Annotated in this window: 25 protein-coding genes and 1 other annotated feature; of the genes, 23 read left to right on the forward strand and 2 right to left on the reverse strand. The window is 48.2% G+C overall.

Annotated features, from left to right (window positions below):
• Positions 1-11 precede the first annotated feature (11 nt).
• The 11 genes from minC (at position 12) to pheA (ending at position 7965) form a co-directional block, all read left to right on the forward strand.
• On the forward strand, positions 12-692 hold the full coding sequence (gene minC / locus BGM27_RS06070; protein WP_003152653.1) for a septum site-determining protein MinC: 681 nt from the start codon (positions 12-14) through the stop codon (positions 690-692).
• Between the two features lie 2 nt (positions 693-694).
• Positions 695-1498 carry a septum site-determining protein MinD gene (minD, locus tag BGM27_RS06075; protein ID WP_003152655.1) on the forward strand — a complete coding sequence of 268 codons (804 nt, stop codon included), beginning with the start codon at positions 695-697 and terminating at the stop codon, positions 1496-1498.
• A gap of 127 nt (positions 1499-1625) precedes the next feature.
• Positions 1626-2429, forward strand: coding sequence for a M23 family metallopeptidase (locus BGM27_RS06080; protein ID WP_007408168.1), 804 nt, complete (start codon positions 1626-1628; stop codon positions 2427-2429).
• A complete protein-coding gene (locus tag BGM27_RS06085; protein ID WP_007408169.1) occupies positions 2422-3288 on the forward strand; it encodes a M50 family metallopeptidase in 867 nt (288 codons plus the stop codon). The genes BGM27_RS06080 and BGM27_RS06085 overlap by 8 nt, the downstream gene beginning before the upstream one ends.
• 58 nt (positions 3289-3346) lie before the next feature.
• Positions 3347-3420 (forward strand) — a sequence feature (ribosomal protein L21 leader region).
• A gap of 13 nt (positions 3421-3433) precedes the next feature.
• On the forward strand, positions 3434-3742 hold the full coding sequence (gene rplU, locus BGM27_RS06090) for a 50S ribosomal protein L21 (RefSeq protein WP_003152660.1): 309 nt from the start codon (positions 3434-3436) through the stop codon (positions 3740-3742).
• A gap of 2 nt (positions 3743-3744) precedes the next feature.
• The gene (locus tag BGM27_RS06095; protein WP_012118103.1) at positions 3745-4086 is read left to right on the forward strand and encodes a ribosomal-processing cysteine protease Prp; all 342 of its coding nucleotides are present in this window, start codon (positions 3745-3747) and stop codon (positions 4084-4086) included.
• A 12-nt stretch (positions 4087-4098) separates the two neighbouring features.
• Complete coding sequence (gene rpmA / locus BGM27_RS06100) at positions 4099-4383, forward strand: 50S ribosomal protein L27 (protein WP_003152662.1); 285 nt, start codon at positions 4099-4101, stop codon at positions 4381-4383.
• Positions 4384-4700: 317 nt separating this feature from the next.
• Entirely contained in the window at positions 4701-5279 is a 579-nt protein-coding gene (locus BGM27_RS06105) for a sporulation initiation phosphotransferase B (RefSeq protein ID WP_007408171.1), read from the forward strand.
• Between the two features lie 31 nt (positions 5280-5310).
• Entirely contained in the window at positions 5311-6597 is a 1287-nt protein-coding gene (gene obgE / locus BGM27_RS06110; protein ID WP_007408172.1) for a GTPase ObgE, read from the forward strand.
• A gap of 53 nt (positions 6598-6650) precedes the next feature.
• Entirely contained in the window at positions 6651-7094 is a 444-nt protein-coding gene (gene thrR / locus BGM27_RS06115; protein WP_007408173.1) for a transcriptional regulator ThrR, read from the forward strand.
• Positions 7095-7107: 13 nt separating this feature from the next.
• The gene (pheA, locus tag BGM27_RS06120; protein ID WP_007408174.1) at positions 7108-7965 is read left to right on the forward strand and encodes a prephenate dehydratase; all 858 of its coding nucleotides are present in this window, start codon (positions 7108-7110) and stop codon (positions 7963-7965) included.
• Positions 7966-7990: 25 nt separating this feature from the next.
• Here pheA and BGM27_RS06125 read toward each other — a convergent pair whose 3' ends face one another.
• Positions 7991-8533, reverse strand: coding sequence for a transcription repressor NadR (locus BGM27_RS06125; RefSeq protein WP_012118101.1), 543 nt, complete (start codon positions 8531-8533; stop codon positions 7991-7993).
• Positions 8530-9681 carry an IscS subfamily cysteine desulfurase gene (locus BGM27_RS06130; RefSeq protein WP_007408177.1) on the reverse strand — a complete coding sequence of 384 codons (1152 nt, stop codon included), beginning with the start codon at positions 9679-9681 and terminating at the stop codon, positions 8530-8532. The genes BGM27_RS06125 and BGM27_RS06130 overlap by 4 nt, the downstream gene beginning before the upstream one ends.
• 103 nt (positions 9682-9784) lie before the next feature.
• On the opposite strand from BGM27_RS06130, the gene nadB reads away from it, so the two are divergent.
• The 12 genes from nadB (at position 9785) to tgt (ending at position 20413) form a co-directional block, all read left to right on the forward strand.
• On the forward strand, positions 9785-11350 hold the full coding sequence (gene nadB, locus BGM27_RS06135) for an L-aspartate oxidase (RefSeq protein ID WP_007408178.1): 1566 nt from the start codon (positions 9785-9787) through the stop codon (positions 11348-11350).
• Positions 11332-12180: a carboxylating nicotinate-nucleotide diphosphorylase gene (gene nadC / locus BGM27_RS06140; protein ID WP_007408179.1), complete on the forward strand. Its 849-nt coding sequence runs from the start codon at positions 11332-11334 to the stop codon at positions 12178-12180. Before nadB ends, nadC begins: the two co-directional genes overlap by 19 nt.
• 1 nt (position 12181) lies before the next feature.
• Entirely contained in the window at positions 12182-13285 is a 1104-nt protein-coding gene (nadA, locus tag BGM27_RS06145; RefSeq protein ID WP_007408180.1) for a quinolinate synthase NadA, read from the forward strand.
• A 126-nt stretch (positions 13286-13411) separates the two neighbouring features.
• Positions 13412-14602 (forward strand): SafA/ExsA family spore coat assembly protein, encoded by a 1191-nt coding sequence (safA, locus tag BGM27_RS06150; protein WP_007408181.1) that lies wholly within the window; start codon positions 13412-13414, stop codon positions 14600-14602.
• A gap of 147 nt (positions 14603-14749) precedes the next feature.
• A complete protein-coding gene (locus BGM27_RS06155) occupies positions 14750-15343 on the forward strand; it encodes a YhcN/YlaJ family sporulation lipoprotein (RefSeq protein ID WP_020954253.1) in 594 nt (197 codons plus the stop codon).
• A gap of 133 nt (positions 15344-15476) precedes the next feature.
• Positions 15477-15596 (forward strand): hypothetical protein, encoded by a 120-nt coding sequence (locus BGM27_RS20875; protein ID WP_007612850.1) that lies wholly within the window; start codon positions 15477-15479, stop codon positions 15594-15596.
• Between the two features lie 132 nt (positions 15597-15728).
• Complete coding sequence (locus BGM27_RS06165; protein WP_007408184.1) at positions 15729-16238, forward strand: intercompartmental signaling factor BofC; 510 nt, start codon at positions 15729-15731, stop codon at positions 16236-16238.
• A 134-nt stretch (positions 16239-16372) separates the two neighbouring features.
• Positions 16373-16978: a Holliday junction branch migration protein RuvA gene (gene ruvA, locus BGM27_RS06170; RefSeq protein WP_003152683.1), complete on the forward strand. Its 606-nt coding sequence runs from the start codon at positions 16373-16375 to the stop codon at positions 16976-16978.
• A gap of 10 nt (positions 16979-16988) precedes the next feature.
• Entirely contained in the window at positions 16989-17993 is a 1005-nt protein-coding gene (ruvB, locus tag BGM27_RS06175; protein ID WP_007408185.1) for a Holliday junction branch migration DNA helicase RuvB, read from the forward strand.
• On the forward strand, positions 17986-18186 hold the full coding sequence (locus BGM27_RS06180) for a DUF2905 domain-containing protein (protein WP_003152687.1): 201 nt from the start codon (positions 17986-17988) through the stop codon (positions 18184-18186). Before ruvB ends, BGM27_RS06180 begins: the two co-directional genes overlap by 8 nt.
• A 25-nt stretch (positions 18187-18211) precedes the next feature.
• Positions 18212-19240, forward strand: a complete 1029-nt coding sequence (gene queA, locus BGM27_RS06185; protein WP_003152692.1) for a tRNA preQ1(34) S-adenosylmethionine ribosyltransferase-isomerase QueA — start codon at positions 18212-18214, stop codon at positions 19238-19240.
• Positions 19241-19267: 27 nt separating this feature from the next.
• A complete protein-coding gene (gene tgt / locus BGM27_RS06190; protein ID WP_007408186.1) occupies positions 19268-20413 on the forward strand; it encodes a tRNA guanosine(34) transglycosylase Tgt in 1146 nt (381 codons plus the stop codon).
• The last annotated feature ends 10 nt before the right edge of the window (positions 20414-20423 follow it).

Here is a 20423-nt window from a genome sequence, read left to right on the forward strand (position 1 = left end):
GGTGAACATTGATGAAGACCAAAAAGCAGCAATATGTAACAATAAAAGGAACAAAAAACGGCTTAACATTGCATCTGGATGATGCGTGTTCTTTTGATGAGCTTCTCGATGGTCTTCAAAACATGCTGTCGATTGAACAATATACTGATGGCAAAGGCCAAAAAATCAGTGTTCATATTAAACTCGGGCATCGGTATCTGTATCAGGAACAGGCAGAGCAGCTGACTGATCTGATCGCGTCAAAGAAAGATTTAGTCGTGCATTCAATTGACAGTGAAGTCATCGCCAAAGAAGAAGCGCAGCGGATGAAAGAGGAGCAGGAAATTGTTTCTGTTTCCAAAATCGTCCGTTCGGGCCAGGTGCTTCACGTGACGGGAGATTTGCTTTTAATCGGAGATGTGAATCCCGGCGGTACGATCAGAGCCGGAGGAAATATATTTGTTCTCGGTTCATTAAAAGGGATTGCCCACGCGGGTTATAACGGAAATAACCGGGCTGTGATCGCCGCATCAGAAATGATGCCGACACAATTGAGGATCAATCACGTGTTAAATCGCTCCCCAGACCACATTCAAAAAGGGAACGACATGGAATGTGCTTATTTAGATACTGACGGAAATATGGTCATTGAACGCCTTCAGCAATTGGCTCATTTAAGACCTGATCTAACAAGGCTTGAGGGAGGAATGTGAAATTGGGTGAGGCTATCGTAATAACTTCGGGAAAAGGCGGAGTAGGTAAAACAACAACATCTGCAAACCTCGGTACCGCCTTAGCCATTTTAGGGAAGCGCGTCTGTTTGGTAGACACAGATATCGGACTGCGCAACCTTGATGTCGTAATGGGTCTTGAAAACAGAATTATTTACGACTTAGTAGATGTAATTGAAGGCAGATGCAAGACGCATCAGGCGCTTGTCAAAGACAAACGTTTTGATGATCTGCTTCATTTAATGCCGGCTGCCCAGACAAGCGACAAGACGGCTGTTGTCCCTGAGCAGATCAAATCGCTTGTGCAGGAGCTTAAGCAGGAATTTGATTATGTCATTATTGATTGTCCGGCCGGAATTGAACAAGGCTATAAAAATGCCGTCTCCGGAGCTGATAAGGCGATTGTTGTGACGACGCCGGAAATATCAGCGGTGCGGGACGCTGACCGCATTATCGGACTTTTGGAGCAGGAAGATATCGAACCGCCGCGCCTTATCGTGAACCGCATCAGAAATCATCTGGTGAAAAACGGTGACACGATGGATGTGGATGAAGTTGTTCATCATCTGTCTATTGATCTCCTCGGAATCGTTGCTGACGATGATGAAGTGATCAGGGCTTCAAATATCGGCGAACCGATTGCCATGAATTCCAAAAACCGCGCCAGCATTGCGTACCGCAATATCGCCCGGCGCATTTTAGGAGAATCCGTTCCTTTGCAGGTGCTTGAAGAGCAGCAAAAAGGGATGATGGCGAAAATCAAGTCATTTTTCGGCGTGCGTTCATAATATATACCAGAATACAAAGATCTGATGAAGCCCAGCTTATCAGGTCTTTTTTGTTTTTCAAGAGCGCATATTTGCAATGGACAAGACATAGGATGTACAAACCCAACGATTGCAAAGGATGATGGCGATGAGTCACAGAGCTGATGAAATTAGAAAAAGACTGGCCAAAAGAAGAAAACAGCGGCCTGAATCAAAACGGACTTTCGTTCAAAACGCCCAAACGCAGAATTTTCCCGCGTGGCAGACGGTCAAGGAGCAGGAAAAGCACAAGCTTCTACCGGACTACGAATATCAAACGGAACACCCGCCCGAATTTAACGGACGGCATCCATTGATCAGTGCTCATTCTATTATTTTAAAATGCCTGCTGGCCGCCTGTCTCGTACTGATCTCCGCTATTGCCTATAAAACTGACAAACAGCCGCTGAGTCAGATCAAACCGGCGATCGCACAAACCTTTCAAAAAGAATTTCAGTTTGCTGCCGTAAGCAATTGGTTCGTATCTTCCTTCGGAAACCCGCTCGCTTTTCTTACGCCGGGAACGAAAAAGAAGGACGGTCAGGTGGCGGTCAGTCAGGATATGGCCGTTCCTGCCGCGGGGAAAATCCAGCAGGACTTTCAAAATAACGGAGAAGGCGTCGTCGTCGAAACCGCCAGCGAAGCCATTGACAGCGTAAAAGAAGGCTACATTATGGAAGTGAGCAAAGATAAAAAAACAGGACTGACGGTGAAGGTGCAGCACGCCGACAATACCAGCAGCATTTACGGCCGGCTAAAAGATGTTAATGTTTCATTGTACGACTTTGTCGATAAAGGGAAAAAGATCGGTTCGATCAAGCTCAACGATAAAAGTAAAGGCCAGTACTATTTCGCGATCCAGGATGGCGATAAATTCATAGATCCGATCCAGGTGATCACATTTGATGAATAAATGGCTCATCCTCCTTTTTAAAATTCATGTCCATCCTTTTCTTTGGATTATCATGGGGCTTGGTCTTATGACGGGGCACATCAAAGCGCTGCTGTGTCTTTTGCTGGTCGTATCCGTTCATGAGCTGGGGCATGCTGCTCTGGCTGTGTTTTTTTCGTGGCGCATTAAACGCATCTTTCTGCTCCCTTTCGGCGGGACGGTTGAGGTGGAGGAGCACGGAAACCGGCCGCTTAAAGAGGAATTCGCGGTCATTCTGGCGGGCCCGCTTCAGCATGTGTGGCTTCAGGCGGCAGCCTGGCTCTTTTTCATGTCAGGCTTTGCAAGTGAGCAGACATTTGAGATGTTTACCTTTTATAATCTCTCCATTCTTTTCATCAATCTTTTGCCGATCTGGCCGCTTGACGGCGGAAAGTTCGTGTTTTTATACTTCTCTAAACAAATGGCTTTTCAAAAAGCGCATCTCCTCAGCCTGCAGACATCGGCCGTTTCCGCGCTTTTGCTCTGCTGCTGGATTGTGCTGGCCGTCCCCCTTCAGGTCAGCGCATGGGTGCTGTTCGTCTTTCTCGCCGCTTCTTTATGGGATGAATACCGGAAGCGGCATTATATTCAGCTGAGGTTTCTTTTGGAGAGATACTACGGCAAAAACCGCGATGTCGCCATGCTGCATCCTTTGACGGTCGCGGCCGATGCCAAAGTAAAGCATGTCATGGCCGAATTCAAACGGGGATGCAAGCACCCCATTATCGTTGAAAAAGCCGGCGAAAAGCTCAGCCAGCTCGATGAAAATGAAGTGCTTCATGCGTATTTTGCCGATAAACGGACAGATTCCTCTATGGAAGACCTGCTGCTGCCTTACTAGAAATAGATTGACATATCCTTTTGGTTCTGATATATTTTTTAATGTTATGGATGTAGCACCAATGCTACAACCGCTCGGGACAGGTGATAAGAGCTTTAAAGCCCCCTGTTGCTGGCGAGTCTTAGTCTAATAGGAGGTGCAGAGAATGTACGCAATCATTAAAACAGGCGGAAAACAAATCAAAGTTGAAGAAGGTCAAACTGTTTACATCGAAAAACTTGCTGCTGAAGCAGGTGAAACAGTGACGTTTGAAGACGTATTGTTTGTTGGCGGAGACAGCGTGAAAGTCGGCAACCCAACAGTTGCAGGCGCGACAGTTACAGCTAAAGTTGAAAAACAAGGCCGTGCGAAAAAAATCACTGTTTTCCGTTACAAGCCAAAGAAAAATGTTCATAAAAAACAAGGTCATCGTCAGCCTTATACTAAATTGACAATCGAAAAAATCAACGCGTAAGCATGATTGAGGCAACAATTCGAAGATCCCGGAATGACGGGGGCATATTGTCCTTTGAAATGACGGGACATGCCGATTTTGCTGAACATGGACGAGATCTCGTATGCGCCGGGGTCACGGCTGTCGTTTTCGGAGCGGTCAATGCGGTTATCGCGCTGGCTCCTCTCGAACCGATTCTTGATATAGGCGAGGACGGGGGTTATTTCTACTTTGAATTCCCTGAAGCCGCTGATCAGGAAGCTTTGCAAAAAGCGCAGCTGCTGATTGAAGGCATGATTGTTTCTCTTGAAACGATCGAGCGGGATTACAGTGAACACTTACGGTTGACTGCAAACCAAATATAGGAGGTGAGTTACATGCTTAGATTAGATCTTCAGTTTTTCGCTTCTAAAAAAGGTGTAGGTTCTACAAAGAACGGACGTGACTCTGAATCTAAACGTTTAGGCGCTAAACGTGCAGACGGTCAATTCGTAACAGGCGGATCTATCCTTTACCGTCAACGCGGAACGAAAATCTACCCAGGTGAAAACGTGGGCCGCGGAGGAGATGACACTCTTTTTGCTAAAATCGACGGAACTGTTAAATTCGAACGTTTCGGCCGTGACCGCAAAAAAGTGAGCGTATATCCTGTAGCTCAATAATGACACAAAAAACTCCGGTCGTTGACTGGAGTTTTTTTTGCAGTAAGCGGAGTAACATCAAGAATGAAAAGCAGAGGATGCGTGAGTGAACCCCGCCTTGAATGAGGACATCAGCTTCCCATACCCACTGGATATGTTCCCCAAGCAGTGATACCAAAAATGTTTCTGCCTGGCATCCGCATTGTATGCGATCCGAAAAAGGAACATGATGAACCAGGAAAAACAAGTGTTTTTTTAACAAAGCCTTCTCTGTTATAATTCATAGTACACACTTATCAAGACTCCTAAAAAGAAATTAAACGATTGGGAGTGCGAAAATGAAGGATGTATCGAAGAAACAAGAAGAACCTGTAAGCGATGCGGCTCTGATCAATGAGCTGATCCAATTAATGGGCCATTTCCGTCATGATTGGATGAATAAGCTGCAGCTGATAAAAGGAAACTTAAGTTTGCAGAAGTATGACAGGGTCGTTGAAATTATTGACGAAATGGTCATAGATGCAAAGCACGAATCAAAGCTCTCAAACCTGAAAACCCCGCACTTGGCGTTTGACTTTCTTACATTTAATTGGAAGTCCCGTTATATGAGGCTCGAATACGAAGTGCTCGGAGAAATTAAAGATTTATCGGCATATGATCAAAAGCTGTCGAACCTGATGAGAAAACTGTTTCATCTGTTCGGTCTGGCGGTAAACAATGAAAGTGAAAATCATCTGACCGTATCGCTGCAGACGGATCACCCTGACAGACAGCTTATTGTATATCTCGATTTTCATGGAACGATTGCAAATGCAGATGTGTTTGATGAATTTCGCAAATCCCGGCATGAGGACTTTGATGTCATGCAATTTGAGCTGACCGGCCATGAATGTGTGGCCGAAATTGGAATGAACTAGCGGTTTTTTACGGTTTAGAACGGAGGATATTATGTTTGTAGATCAGGTGAAAGTATATGTAAAAGGCGGCGACGGCGGTAACGGAATGGTTGCGTTCCGCCGTGAAAAATATGTGCCGAAAGGCGGGCCTGCCGGCGGTGACGGAGGTAATGGAGGCGACGTCGTTTTTGAGGTTGATGAAGGACTGCGCACGCTCATGGACTTCCGGTACCAGCGGCATTTCAAAGCGATACGCGGCGAGCACGGCATGTCTAAAAACCAGCACGGCAGAAATGCGGACGATATGGTTGTTAAAGTTCCGCCCGGCACAGTCGTAACGGATGACGATACAAAACAGGTCATTGCCGATCTGACTGAGCACGGGCAGCGTGCCGTCATCGCAAAAGGCGGACGCGGCGGACGCGGAAATACCCGCTTTGCGACACCGGCCAACCCGGCACCGCAGCTGTCAGAGCACGGAGAGCCCGGAAAAGAGCGCTATATCGTGCTTGAACTGAAAGTGCTTGCAGACGTAGGTCTCGTCGGCTTCCCGAGCGTCGGAAAATCTACGCTTCTGTCTGTCGTTTCATCGGCAAAGCCGAAAATCGCCGATTATCATTTTACAACGCTTGTTCCGAATCTGGGCATGGTGGAAACGGATGACGGAAGAAGCTTCGTCATGGCGGATCTGCCCGGCCTGATTGAAGGAGCGCACGAAGGAGTCGGCTTAGGCCACCAATTTCTCCGCCATATCGAACGGACGCGCGTCATCGTTCACGTCATTGACATGTCAGCGATGGAAGGCCGTGATCCGTATGAGGATTATGTCACCATTAATCAGGAGCTCAGTGAATATAATCTGCGGCTGACGGAGCGTCCGCAAATTATCGTTGCGAATAAAATGGACATGCCCGAAGCGGCTGAAAATCTTAAAGCGTTTAAAGAAAAGCTTCAGGATGACCATCCTGTCTTCCCGATCAGCGCTGTGACGAGAGAAGGGCTCCGCGATCTTCTGTTTGAAGTCGCCAACCAGCTGGAAACAACGCCTGAATTCCCGCTGTATGATGAAGAAGAACTGGCGGAAAACCGCGTAATGTACACGATGGAAGATGAAGAAATTCCATTTAACATTACCCGTGATCCGGACGGCGCGTTTGTGCTTTCAGGTGACAGCCTGGAACGCCTCTTTAAAATGACTGATTTTTCCCGTGACGAATCCGTCAAGCGTTTTGCAAGACAGATGCGCGGTATGGGCGTTGATGAAGCGCTCAGAGAACGCGGTGCTAAAGACGGCGATATCATCCGGCTTCTGGAATTTGAATTTGAATTTATTGATTAAAAAAACGGAGAGCTTGCAATGCAGGCTCTCTGATGTAAAAGGGAGGGGTGCAGGTGAAAGAAGAGACATTTTATTTAGTGCGTGAAGACGTTCTGCCTGATGCGATGCGAAAAACCCTTGAAGTCAAAAAGCTGCTCGACAGAAAAAAGGCTGAATCGGTTGCAGATGCTGTGCAGAAAGTTGATTTAAGCAGAAGCGCTTTTTACAAATACCGAGATGCGGTTTTCCCTTTTTACACGATGGTTAAAGAACAAATAATCACACTTTTCTTTCATTTGGAGGATCGGTCAGGCGCGTTATCCCAGCTATTGCAGGCGGTGGCTGACTCAGGAAGCAACGTGCTTTCCATTCACCAGACGATTCCGCTTCAGGGCAGGGCGAATGTCACGCTCTCAATCAGTACGTCCGCAATGGAAGAAAACATTCATACGTTAATGAATAAACTGAGAAAATTTGATTTTATAGAAAAAGTTGAGATCTTAGGGTCAGGCGCGTAAGGAGAGAAGAGACATGAAAGTCGGTTATTTAGGGCCAGAAGCCACATTTACACATCTAGCAGTCAGTTCCTGCTTTCAAAACAGCGTGACACAAGCACCTTATCAAACAATACCGGCATGCATGGATGCGGCGGTTGCGGGAGAAGTTGATCTTGCATTTGTTCCTTTGGAAAACGCGCTGGAAGGCTCGGTTAACTTAACGATTGACTATTTGATTCATGAGCAGCCTCTTGCGATCGTGGGGGAAATGACGCTGCCGATTCACCAGCATCTGCTCGTTCACCCTTCGAGAGAAAATGAGTGGAAAAAACTTGAGAAAATTTATTCTCATTCCCATGCGATTGCGCAATGCCACAAATTTCTTCACCGGCATTTTTCGTCCGTTCCTTATGAGTATGCGAAGTCAACAGGTGCGGCTGCTAAGTATGTCAGTGAGCATTCGGACCTTCCGATCGGCGTGATTGCAAATGAAATGGCCGCCGCTACATACGGATTGAGCATCGTGAAGCGGGATATACAGGATTATCAGGACAACCACACGAGATTTGTCATTCTTTCGCCTGAAAAAGACGTCTCATTCGAAGTGAATGCGAAACTGTCTTCACGGCCGAAAACGACGATGATGGTAACGCTTCCCCAAGATGACCAATCAGGTGCGCTGCACAGGGTGCTGTCCGCTTTTTCATGGAGAAACCTGAATTTATCAAAGATCGAATCGCGGCCGACAAAAACGGGTCTCGGCAACTATTTCTTTATTATTGATATTGAACAGGCGATGGATCAGGTTCTCATTCCCGGTGCCGTTCAAGAGATGGAAGCCCTCGGCTGCCGGGTCAAGCTTCTGGGAACATATCAATCCTATTCGAGATAAAAAAAGCCCTTCAGGGGGCTTTTTTTTAATCTTTTATTAAAATACCCGCGTCGTCCAGCGCTTGGCAGGCTTGGTCAATCCGCTCTTTTGTCGGGGCGCTTAACGTATGGAGGTGCACGCCTCCGGTCAGCTGTGAAAGGTAAGCGGCATTTGTCGAGTTAATGTGATCCATGAATTGTTTGACTTCTTTCCGTGTACTGACTCTTATGGCGGCGGTTAAATCGCCGTATACGGGGTGTTCAATTATGACGTCCTTTATGGTGACGCCTTCATCGACAATAAGTGCAAGCTCTTCTTCCGTCCGCTCCGGGCCGTGCAGACAGGCGACAATCCGTTCGGCATTTTTTTCGCCGCCGGCATTCATGCTGATGTATAAGTAGCCTTGGCTCGTCGCGATAATCGGCTCGTTTTTTGCTTTCAAAAGCGATATGTCCTGCACGATCACCTGTCTTGAGACATTTGCTTTTTTGGCCAATTCGCCTCCTGTTAATGGCGAGCCGGCTTCTTTCAGCCAATGAAGCAGCATGTCGCGTCTTTTCTCCCCAGTAAGCTTCGTTCCTTCTGTCAAATTGCTGATTCTCCTTTCTTTTGCTCCCATAGCGCCGTAAATGTATGTATCAGCATATCGAGCTGTTCACATGTTGTTTCGTTTCCGAATGAGATCCGGAAAAACTGCCGCGCTTCCCGTTCGGTTTTTCTCAGCGCCTTCATAGCTGAAGAAGGGCCGTGGCTGCCGGCGGAACATGCGCTCCCGGTTGAGATGCAAATATCGTTACGATTACATTCTAACATAATATATTGTCCTTCAAAGGAGTGAAAAAAACACCCGACAATGTGGGGCAGGCATTCACCGCCGGTTTCTTCCTCTGAAAATGAAATGGGGAGGCCTTGACGCCGAATTTGGTCATACAAATAATTCCTCAGCCTGTCAGCATGCTCACGGTGTTCCTCCATATGTTTCACTGCATACTCCGCAGCAGCGGTAAAAGCGCCGATGGCCGGCACATTCACCGTACCGGGCCTGAACCCGTTTTCATGCACGGTATGCGGATAAACCGGGTTCCAGCTGACACCGGGCCGAATGTAAACAGCCCCGGTGCCTTTCGGGCCGTATACTTTATGACCGGAGACGGAAAGGGCGTCGATTCCCGCCTGATCCGCATCAATCGGCAGTTTGCCGAAACTTTGAACACAATCGCAATGCAGCAAAATGTTTCTCTGGTGAAGAAAAGCGGCCAGACGATTCACAGGCTGGATGAGGCCGGTTTCTGAATTGGCGTGCTGTATGGAAACGAGCCCCGTGTCAGGACGGATATGAGCCGCCAGTATGTCCTCGGTTATAAGGCCGTTTTCGTCAGGATATATGATGGTGACATCAATTCCACGGTCAGCTAAAAACGCAGCGGCATTATGGATCGAATGGTGTTCCATTGCGGTCGTAATAAAATGTTTTTTGTGATCGGGCAGGCCGTGCAGCAATGATTGGACGGCCAGGATGTTCGCTTCCGTTCCGCCGCTTGTAAAGTAAATGCCGTCTGCCGCTCCGCCGATCAATTTGCCTGCAGAATGTCTGCAATATTCCAGCACGTCCGCCGCTCTTCCTCCGGCGTCATGAAGGCTGCTTGCATTGCCGTATACCTCTGTGCTGAGATGCTGAAAGACTTTCGCGGCTTCTTTGCTTAAAGGCGCTCCCGCCGCGTAATCAAGATAAATCATACAGCCCGTCTCCTATCCGTTTATGTTAAAAAAAGCTTGAGTTTATTTTATCGTTGTGTAAATATAGGTGTCAAGACAGGTGTAAATAACAGGAGGGTGATGTATGTCTGAAAAAACAATTATCGTCATTGGTTCGGGGACGGCGGCCCTTGCCTGTGCTTCCTCATTTCCTCCGTCATACCAAGTGACCGTCATCACAAAAAGAAACGTAACGAACAGCAATTCGCATTATGCTCAAGGCGGGATTGCTGTTTCATACGCAAAAGATGACTCGATAGAATCCCATGTGAACGATACACTGTATGCGGGATGCGGACACAATGACGTGACAGCCGTGCGGCATTTGCTGAAAAGCGGACAGAGCATGATAAACAGGCTGATAGAAGGCCATTTCCCTTTTGATACGAAGTCGGACGGAACGTTTTGTCTCGGCAGGGAAGGCGCTCATTCCAAAAGGAGGATTCTGCACGCCGGGGGAGATGCGACCGGCCGGATGTTGGTTGAGTTTCTGGTTCAGCAGCTGAGGGACGGCATACGGATCATTGAACAAGAGACGGTTGTTGATCTGCTGATTGAACACGGACGATGCGCAGGCGTTGCCGTAAAGGATGCTTCAGGGACTGTTTCTTACAGAAGAGCGGATTGTGTAGTGCTTGCATCAGGCGGCTGCGGCAGTCTGTACCAATATCACACAAATGATTCCGCCATAACGGGAGACGGCATCGCTCTTGCCTTCCGCGCTGGAGCTGAGATCACGGATATGGAGTTCACCCAGTTCCACCCGACCCTCCTTGTGAAAAACGGGACTGTGTACGGCCTGATTTCTGAAGCAGTGAGAGGAGAAGGCGGATATTTAGCGGATCGCTTCGGGCGCAGGATCATGGCTGGCAGACACGCGCTTGAAGATTTGGCGCCCCGGGATGTGGTTTCACGGGCGATTTATGAAGAAATGATGAAAGAGAATCCTGTTTTTATAAATTGCAGCCGAATAGCCGATTTTAACAAACGTTTTCCGACCATAACAGGTATTTGTCAAACAGCCGGTGTTGATCTTGAAAGCGGGATTCCCGTAGCACCCGGAATGCATTTTTTAATGGGCGGAGTAAAAGCCGATACCTGGGGGAAAACGTCCGTGCCTGATTTGTACGCCATAGGCGAGACCTCCTGCACAGGATTGCACGGGGCGAACCGCCTTGCGAGCAACTCACTGCTGGAAGCGCTGGCAAGCGGGAAACGATGTGCTGAACATATCATTCAAACACCGTTAAACGGAAGATATAAAAAAACCCCGAAGAAATCTGACGTCATCTTACAAGTGCCGGACACAACGCTTCATGTGCTCCAAGCCAAAATGACAACCGGAGCGGGCATCGTCAGGGAAAAAGAAAACATGCAGGCGCTGGCATCCTGGCTTAACAACGTATCTGTGCGTCATATAAATGTGAAGGATATCACAATAGAACAAGCCGAGCTATCCTGCCTATGGAAGACTGCGCAACTTGTTGTGACCTCTGCCCGTATTCGGGAAGAAAGCAGGGGGGCTCATTTTCGCGCTGATTTTCCCGGGACGGAGAAAGAGTGGCACGGAAAACAAATCATTCATTCAACATCTGGAACAGTTATCAGAAAAAACGAAAGGATTGGGGAACTATGGACATTCTGCAGCTGAAACAAATGCTGACTCATTTTTTTCAGGAAGATATCGGAACGGGTGATGCGACGTCACAAGCGATTTTTTCTTATCAGCAATGTAAAGCGCGAATCATCGCAAAAACAGACGGCGTGTTTGCCGGAGAAGCCGTTATCCGTGAAGGATGGAAGCTTTTACACGATGATATCCGCATCCGCTCCCTGAAAAAAGACGGAGAACGGATGAAAAAAGGAGACGTGCTCGCTGAAATAGAAGGCCAGGCGGCGGCTCTTCTTACGGGGGAGCGGGTCATTCTGAATCTCATACAAAGAATGTCAGGCATTGCGACAATGACGGATGAGGCCAAAAGGCGTCTTGATGATCCGACTATCAAGCTTTGTGATACGAGAAAAACGACACCCGGGCTCAGAATGCTGGAAAAATACGCCGTTCGGGTCGGAGGCGGCTTTAATCATCGCTTCGGCTTATATGACGGCATCATGATAAAAGATAATCATATTGCCGCCTGCGGATCGATAAGGGCGGCCATGGAGCGGGCAAGAAAAACGGCGGGGCAGATGCTTGCGGTGGAAGTCGAAATCGAATCCGAACAGCAGCTGCTCGAGGCAATAGAAGCGGGTGCAGACGTTATTATGTTTGACAACTGTCCGCCTGAGTCCGTCCGGCGTTTTGCAGGTATGACACCGGGCCATATCAAAACGGAAGCATCCGGAGGCATAACGCTCGACACGTTGCCCGCTTATAAAGGAACGGGGGTCCAATATATTTCACTCGGATTTCTGACTCATTCAGTAAAAAGCGCCGACATCAGCATGGATGTTGAGGCTGCGGAACAGGGGGATTTTTAAGATGTCTATTTTTGACGTGCTAACTGCATCAGCCGAAATGATGCCGAGCCATTATAAAGACATGAGCACAGGAGAAATGGAAAAGCGGGTCGCCGCCATTAAACGGGCTTTCGGAAAGCGCCTGTTCATTCCGGGGCATCACTATCAAAAAGACGAAGTAATACAATTCGCCGATACGGCAGGTGACTCTCTGCAGCTTGCTCAAGTGGCAGAAAAAAATAAAGAGGCGGAATATATTGTGTTTTGCGGCGTGCATTTTATGGCGGAAACCGCTGATATGCTGACTGATGATAACCAAACCGTCATTTTGCCCGACATGCGCGCCGGATGCTCGATGGCTGATATGGCAGATATTCAGCAGACGGACAAAGCATGGCAAGAGCTTCAAGAACTGTACGGTAACACCATCATTCCGTTAACATATGTTAACTCGACGGCGGAAATTAAAGCATTCGTCGGACGGCACGGAGGAGCGACCGTCACCTCTTCGAATGCCCGGAGTGTGCTGAAATGGGCTTTTAAACAAAAAGAGAGAATTTTATTTTTGCCGGATCAGCATTTAGGCAGAAATACGGCCTATGACCTCGGCATTCCGCTGACAGAAATGGCTGTATGGGACCCGGTGCAGAACCGATTGCTTACTGACCATCCGGAAAACATTAAGGTTATCCTTTGGAAAGGGCATTGCTCCGTACACGAAAAGTTTACAGCGGAAAATATTTCTCAGCTGCGGCAGCGGGATTCCGGCATCCGCATTATCGTTCATCCGGAATGTTCGCGGGAAGTGGTCTCGCTCAGTGACGACAGCGGGTCTACCAAATACATTATTGATACGATCGAACAGGCTGAACCGGGAAGCAAATGGGCGATCGGCACGGAAATGAATCTTGTTCAGCGCCTCATTCACTTGCATCCGGATAAACAGATTGAATCATTGAATCCCGATATGTGTCCGTGTCTGACAATGAACAGAATCGACCTGCCGCATTTATTGTGGTCGCTTGAGCAGCTTGAAAAAGGCGAGCCGAAAGGTGTCATTAAAGTTCCGGAAGCGGTTCGGACAGAAGCGCTTCGTGCTTTGAACAGAATGCTGAGTCATACGTAATTATAAAAATTCCCCTCCTTCCCAAAATTTTTTATCATCATGCCCAGTCCATCGGCATATAGTGTGAAGAAACGTATTGTAATGACAAATGTACCGTTCACGTTTTGTGCATAGGAGGGGAAAACGTTGAAAATTCATATCGTTCAAAAAGGCGATTCGCTCTGGAAAATAGCTGAAAAATACGGAGTTGATCTTGAAGAGTTAAAAAAACTGAATCATCAGCTTAGCAATCCAGACTTAATTATGCCTGGAATGAAGATAAAGGTGCCTTCAGAAGCCGTTCCGGTCAGAAAAGAACCTAAGGCCGGCTTCGGAACGTCTGCGCATAAGCATGAGCATCCATATGCCAAAGAAAAACCGAAATCAGTTGTGGACATTGAAGACACCATACCGGAAGAACCAAAGCCGTCAATTCCGTATGTGCCGCCAATCCCTGAAAAGCATGAAAATGTGCTGCCGGAAGCTGATATGAACCAATATTACCCGTCCAATCAGCTGTTTCAGCCGTGGTCGCCTCCTAAGCCGGAGGAACCGGTGACACATTTTGTCGAGCCGAAAGAAAAAGAGCATGACAATAACATTCCACAACAGGAGGAAATGATCAACATGGAAAACGCGAATTACCCGAATATGCCAAAGGCGCCTGAAGCCGGAAAGATGGAAGAAGAAAACGCCGCTTATCATCTGCCGAACATGCCAAACATTCCGAATGTCCCGTTTCCGAATATGCCGGCCGTTGAACCGTCTTTTATGCATTACCCGATGCCGTGCATGCCTTGTCCTTGTCCGGTTCCGGTGACACCGATGCTGCCGGGTTCGGGACTATGCCATCCGTGCTTCCCGGTAGGCGGAGGTTTCGGCGGTTTTGGAGGAGGTTTTGGAGGCTTTCCGGTCATGCCGATGCCGTTACCGTACGGATTCCATCATCCGGGATTTGGGCCGCAAGCGGGTTACGGTGAATATGAAAACCAGGCCCATGAAAATGCAGAGCATTATGATGGTTCTGCATCTGGTTTCGGCGGTGCTCCGTACGGTCAAATGCCGTATTACGGCGGATATTCGTCACATTACGCAAACGCGCCTCATCATGATGGAAAATATAAGGATGATGATTGCGGCTGCCATGATTCACATCATCACCACCACCATCACCACGGTTCACATCACCATCACGCAAATATGCCTGTGCAGCCGTATCCGAATATGGGTGCAAACGCCGGATATTTTATGCCTTACGGCGGAGCAAATCCCAATACCGCGCCGAATCAGCCGAGTCCAAATCAAGTATTCGGACGGCCGGAGGAAGAAGAAGATTAATGTTTCGGGACGATGTATGTCGTTCCTTTTTTTATGTCCAACTGAGGAATGGACATAACTGACAAGCTTAAACCCGCCGCCCGCCGCACATCCTAAACATGAGCGGAAAACGCTCAAACAGCGATGAATCCACGGGGGGTTTTTCCATTGGGTAAAAAACTGATGACGATCGCGGGCGTTTTAGCCGTGACGGCAAGCTTAACGGCATGCGGAGCAAATAATGCCATGAATGACGGACGCTACAATCAGTCAACACGTCCGGTCGGATATTATTCGAATGATAATGGTAACGGCAGAGGCCAGTACGGAATGGATCATCAAGGACCCGTTTCTGAAATGATGGAAAACCGAAACGGCCGTCATAATACGACAAACGTGTCCGACCAGTACGCGCCTAATGACGGGGTTCCGTTAACGACGGACGGCACATATAACGGCCGAAATGTCAATACGCCGCCGGCAGCAATGTCTTATAATGGGTATGACAACGCCGAAAACATCAGGTTGGCGGCAAAAGTTGCAAACCGCGTGAAAAAAGTAAACGGCGTACAGGATAGTCAGGTCATCGTGACTGACACGAGAGTCGTCATTGCCGTCAGAACAAATCATCCTTTTACGAAAAATGATGATAAACATGTCAAACATGCGGCCAAAAAATTCGCGGACGGCCGTACAATTCAAGTGTTTACCGACAACGCTACTTTTACAAAGCTGCAAGACATGAACAGAAACAGCCGTTAAACGGGACTGCCGGATGATTTCATCCGGCAGTATTTTTATGGATAAAGCTTCATCATTTCTTTACATATTCTTAAAACGCTCTTTATATTGCGGTGTTAACATAAAAGTAATAAAACGTAACGGAGGGGCCGGAATGAAAAAAACGGAGCATGACAAAAGCCGCGGAGCAAAAACTGTGTATCTGACCGTAAGGGGATACCGGCTCAAACTGACGCCCGGACAAATGAAACTGATTTCAGCCGGCCGGGCATAATCATCGCAGCAGCCCTCATTTAGAGAGCTGCTTTTTTTCGGCTGAAACAGACAAATGAAAGAAAACGGTTAAGCACCGGCATCTTTGGTCAAACTAGCATCAAGAGTTTGATTGAATAAAGAGGTGTTATTGGTGAAACGAATTTGCGGTGCTCGTCTATTGTTTATGCTTATCTTATCGGCTGCAGCCCTGATTTGCGGAGGAAAAGGCGCATACGGGGCGGAGGTCGAGCATTACGGGCCGCTTCGGGTGCACGTCCAGCTGGAAAAGGTCTATCTTGACGGTGATGTCGGCATTGAACATACGGATGAAACCGTTTTGGCGATGGAGGATTTTTGGGCCGCATATGCGGGCTGGACGCTCGTTGAGCAGAAAAAAGGCTTCGTCCTTTTCCGTAAGCATGTTGATGACATTTCTCCGCTCAGTAAGGTTAACGGTTATATCGGCGTCACGGACGGGGGCGTCATCTCCACTTTTCACGGCCGTCCCGGATCGCTGGCCGAGCCGATTCAATCTTTCTTCCAGATTGATATAGAAAGACTGGAAAGCCGATTGCAAAAGCACTTGGAACACGGCATACCGTACAGGACAAAAGCGGAGTTTGAGAGCGTGATCGATCATATTAAGACTTACAGCGGCTGACTTTGACGCAAGACATGTGACACATGTCTTTTTTTTCTGAATGGAAGGTGTCAAAGCGAACATACGTTAACTTTTCTATAAGACTTTGGCTGTTTTTGTGTTACAATGATAAGCAGTCAAAGAGGTGAATAGGTGTGATTGAATTCGTGAAGGGGACGATTGATTATGTATCTCCCCAATACATCGTGATTGAAAACGGCGGAATCGGCTATCAGGTCTTCACTCCGAATCCGTTTATTTATAAGGTAAGCAATCAAGAGACCATTTTTACGTATCATCATATAAAAGAAGATGCCTTTTCTTTGTACGGTTTTTCAACCCGGGAAGAAAAAGCGCTTTTCACAAAGCTGCTGAACGTCACCGGCATCGGGCCGAAAGGGGCGCTCGCCATCCTCGGCTCCGGTGATCCCGGAGCCGTCATCGAAGCGATCGAACAGGAAGATGAAGCCTTTTTGGTGAAATTTCCGGGTGTGGGCAAAAAAACGGCGCGGCAGATTATTCTTGATTTGAAAGGCAAACTGGCCGACGTCGTGCCTGAAATGATTGACAACCTGTTCAATCATGAAGCGCGCATTGAAAAACAAGAGGCTGAAACGGCGCTTGACGAGGCGCTTGAAGCGCTCCGGGTTCTCGGCTACGCCGAAAAAGAAATTAAAAAAGTGCTTCCTCACTTAAAAGAGGAAACGGCGCTTTCAACAGATCAATATGTGAAAAAAGCATTGCAAAAATTATTAAAGTAAGGTGATGTTCATGGATGAACGGCTCGTTTCAAGTGAAGCAGACAGCCATGAATCAATAATCGAGCAAAGCCTCAGGCCGCAGAATCTCGCCCAGTATATCGGCCAAAAGAAGGTGAAAGAAAATCTGCGCGTGTTTATCGATGCGGCGAAAATGAGGCAGGAAACGCTGGACCACGTTCTTTTATACGGGCCTCCGGGTCTCGGGAAAACAACGCTTGCGTCTATCGTGGCCAATGAGATGGGTGTGGAGATGCGGACGACGTCAGGTCCCGCCATCGAAAGACCGGGGGATTTGGCAGCCATTTTGACGGCGCTCGAACCAGGGGATGTGCTGTTTATAGACGAAATTCACAGGCTGAACCGCTCAATTGAGGAAGTGCTGTACCCGGCGATGGAGGATTTCTGCCTTGATATTGTCATTGGAAAAGGCCCGTCCGCCCGCTCCGTCCGTCTCGACCTTCCCCCTTTTACGCTTGTAGGAGCGACGACAAGGGTCGGATTATTGACCGCACCGCTCAGAGACCGGTTCGGGGTGCTGTCGCGCCTTGAATACTATACGCAGGAAGAGCTGACAGATATCGTGTCAAGAACGGCTGACGTTTTTGAAGTGGATATCGAAAAAGCCCCGGCTCTGGAAATCGCCAGACGGTCAAGGGGAACGCCGCGGGTTGCAAACCGTCTGCTCAGAAGGGTGAGAGATTTTGCCCAGGTGCTCGGCGACAGCCGCATCACGGAAGAAATCGCTCACGACGCGCTCGAACGTCTTCAAGTCGATGCGCTCGGCCTTGACCATATCGACCATAAGCTGCTGATGGGCATGATCGAAAAATTCAGCGGCGGTCCCGTCGGCCTTGATACGATTTCCGCGACAATCGGCGAAGAACCGCATACAATAGAGGATGTGTACGAACCGTATCTGCTGCAGATCGGATTTCTTCAGAGGACGCCGAGGGGACGGGTCGTGACGCCGGCTGTGTATGAACATTTTCGATTGGAGGCGCCCGCCCGTGACTGACTTTCCGAAGGTTCTCATGGTTCTCGGTGCCGTTTTGCTTATTGCCGGCGCAGTCTGGCACTTTGTCGGAAGGCTGCCCGGAGATATTTTCGTTAAGAAGGGAAATGTTACATTTTTCTTCCCCGTTGTCACTTGTATTGTGATCAGTGTGATACTATCCATTCTGCTTAATTTTTTCGGCAGAATGAAATAACAATAGACAGAATAAAGGTGAAATGATGAAAGTCGATTTATTTGATTTTGAACTGCCTGAACGCCTCATTGCCCAAGTGCCGCTTAAAGAGCGTGACGCATCGCGGCTGATGGTGCTCGACAAACAGACGGGCGGGCTGACGGACAGTTCATTTAAAGAGATTGTAAGCTTTTTTAATGAAGGGGATTGCCTCGTCTTGAACAATACCCGTGTGCTGCCTGCAAGATTATTCGGCACAAAAGAAGATACGGGAGCGAAAGTGGAGCTTCTGTTATTAAAACAGGAAGAAAATGATACATGGGAAACGCTCGTAAAGCCGGCGAAACGCGTAAAAAAAGGAACGGTCCTGACATTTGGCGACGGCCGGCTGACAGCGGTCTGCACAGAGGAGCTTGATCACGGAGGCAGAAAAATAGAATTCCGGTATGACGGGATTTTTTACGAAGTGCTTGAATCACTTGGTGAAATGCCGCTGCCTCCTTATATTAAAGAGCAGCTTGATGATAAAGAACGGTATCAGACCGTCTTTTCAAAAGAAATCGGATCTGCCGCAGCTCCGACGGCCGGACTTCATTTTACGGAAGAGATTCTGGACGAGCTGAAGCAAAAAGGTGTGCGGATTGAATTTATCACACTTCATGTGGGACTCGGCACATTCCGCCCGGTCAGTGCGGATGATGTGGAAGAGCATAACATGCACGCGGAATTTTATGAAATGACGGAAGAAACCGCCGCCTCTTTAAACGAGGTCAGAAAGGCGGGAGGGCGCATTGTGTCGGTCGGGACGACATCAACGCGCACCCTGGAAACCATTGCCGGCGAGCATGACGGCGTATTTACAGCTTCAAGCGGCTGGACGTCCATCTTCATTTATCCGGGATATGAATTTAAGGCGATTGACGGCATGATCACCAATTTTCATCTGCCGAAATCTTCCCTTATCATGCTCGTTTCTGCGCTTGCCGGCAGAGAGCATGTTCTTTCCGCCTACCGTCATGCGGTAGAAGAGGAATATCGTTTCTTCAGCTTTGGCGACGCCATGCTGATTATCTAATTTGAATGACAGGAGGCCTCATACAAAGTGGCTGAACAACCGATACGTTATGAATTTATAAAGGAATGCAAACAAACGGGAGCGCGCCTGGGCAGAGTCCATACGCCCCACGGCTCCTTTGAGACGCCTGTATTTATGCCGGTCGGCACGCTTGCTACGGTAAAGACGATGTCTCCGGACGAGCTGAAATCTATGGATGCGGGCATTATTTTAAGCAATACGTACCATTTATGGCTCCGCCCGGGACACGACATTGTAAAAGAAGCGGGCGGGCTTCATAAGTTTATGAACTGGGACCGCGCGATTTTAACGGATTCCGGCGGTTTTCAGGTCTTTTCATTGAGCAAGTTTCGTAATATAGAAGAAGAAGGCGTTCATTTCCGCAATCACTTAAACGGAGACAAGCTGTTTTTATCTCCGGAAAAAGCGATGGAAATTCAAAACGCCCTCGGCTCTGATATCATGATGGCGTTTGATGAGTGTCCGCCGTATCCGGCAGAGTATGATTACATGAAACGCTCTGTGGAACGGACCAGCCGCTGGGCGGAACGCTGCCTGGAGGCGCACGGGCGCTCAGATGAGCAGGGGCTGTTCGGAATCGTACAGGGCGGAGAATACGAAGATCTGCGGACACAAAGTGCAAAAGACTTGGTTTCGCTTGATTTTCCGGGTTATGCCATAGGCGGATTATCTGTCGGCGAGCCGAAGCACGTCATGAACCGAGTGCTTGAGTTTACAACTCCGCTTTTACCGAAGGACAAGCCGAGATATTTAATGGGTGTGGGTTCACCGGATGCCTTAATTGACGGCGCCATCCGCGGCGTGGATATGTTTGACTGCGTACTGCCGACCCGGATTGCCCGAAACGGCACGGTGTTTACGAATGAAGGGCGTCTGAATATGAAAAACGCCAAATATGAGCGTGATTTCCGTCCGATTGATGAAGAGTGCAGCTGCCATACATGCAAAAATTACTCCCGCGCTTACATCAGACATTTGATCCGCTGTAATGAAACGTTTGGAATTCGATTAACAACTTACCATAACCTTCATTTTCTGTTACACTTAATGGAGCAGGTCAGACAAGCCATCCGGGAGGATCGTCTTGGTGATTTCCGAGAAGAGTTCTTTGAGCGTTACGGCTATAATAAGCCAAATGCGAAAAGCTTCTAAATAAAACCAT

The sequence above is a fragment of the Bacillus sp. FJAT-27001 genome, assembly GCF_019039175.1.
Classification (GTDB): domain Bacteria; phylum Bacillota; class Bacilli; order Bacillales; family Bacillaceae; genus Bacillus; species Bacillus velezensis.

Excerpts from the sequence above, each read along its gene's own strand:
- ruvB (WP_007408185.1), top strand. The coding sequence starts at position 16,989 with ATGGATGAACGGCTCGTTTCAAGTGAAGCAGACAGCCATGAATCAATA.
- BGM27_RS20875 (WP_007612850.1), top strand. The coding sequence starts at position 15,477 with ATGAAAAAAACGGAGCATGACAAAAGCCGCGGAGCAAAAACTGTGTAT.
- BGM27_RS06105 (WP_007408171.1), top strand. The coding sequence starts at position 4,701 with ATGAAGGATGTATCGAAGAAACAAGAAGAACCTGTAAGCGATGCGGCT.
- BGM27_RS06095 (WP_012118103.1), top strand. The coding sequence starts at position 3,745 with ATGATTGAGGCAACAATTCGAAGATCCCGGAATGACGGGGGCATATTG.
- obgE (WP_007408172.1), top strand. The coding sequence starts at position 5,311 with ATGTTTGTAGATCAGGTGAAAGTATATGTAAAAGGCGGCGACGGCGGT.
- BGM27_RS06085 (WP_007408169.1), top strand. The coding sequence starts at position 2,422 with ATGAATAAATGGCTCATCCTCCTTTTTAAAATTCATGTCCATCCTTTT.
- pheA (WP_007408174.1), top strand. The coding sequence starts at position 7,108 with ATGAAAGTCGGTTATTTAGGGCCAGAAGCCACATTTACACATCTAGCA.
- BGM27_RS06130 (WP_007408177.1), bottom strand. The coding sequence starts at position 9,681 with ATGATTTATCTTGATTACGCGGCGGGAGCGCCTTTAAGCAAAGAAGCC.
- nadC (WP_007408179.1), top strand. The coding sequence starts at position 11,332 with ATGGACATTCTGCAGCTGAAACAAATGCTGACTCATTTTTTTCAGGAA.
- BGM27_RS06080 (WP_007408168.1), top strand. The coding sequence starts at position 1,626 with ATGAGTCACAGAGCTGATGAAATTAGAAAAAGACTGGCCAAAAGAAGA.
- minC (WP_003152653.1), top strand. The coding sequence starts at position 12 with ATGAAGACCAAAAAGCAGCAATATGTAACAATAAAAGGAACAAAAAAC.
- rpmA (WP_003152662.1), top strand. The coding sequence starts at position 4,099 with ATGCTTAGATTAGATCTTCAGTTTTTCGCTTCTAAAAAAGGTGTAGGT.
- rplU (WP_003152660.1), top strand. The coding sequence starts at position 3,434 with ATGTACGCAATCATTAAAACAGGCGGAAAACAAATCAAAGTTGAAGAA.
- nadA (WP_007408180.1), top strand. The coding sequence starts at position 12,182 with ATGTCTATTTTTGACGTGCTAACTGCATCAGCCGAAATGATGCCGAGC.
- nadB (WP_007408178.1), top strand. The coding sequence starts at position 9,785 with ATGTCTGAAAAAACAATTATCGTCATTGGTTCGGGGACGGCGGCCCTT.
- queA (WP_003152692.1), top strand. The coding sequence starts at position 18,212 with ATGAAAGTCGATTTATTTGATTTTGAACTGCCTGAACGCCTCATTGCC.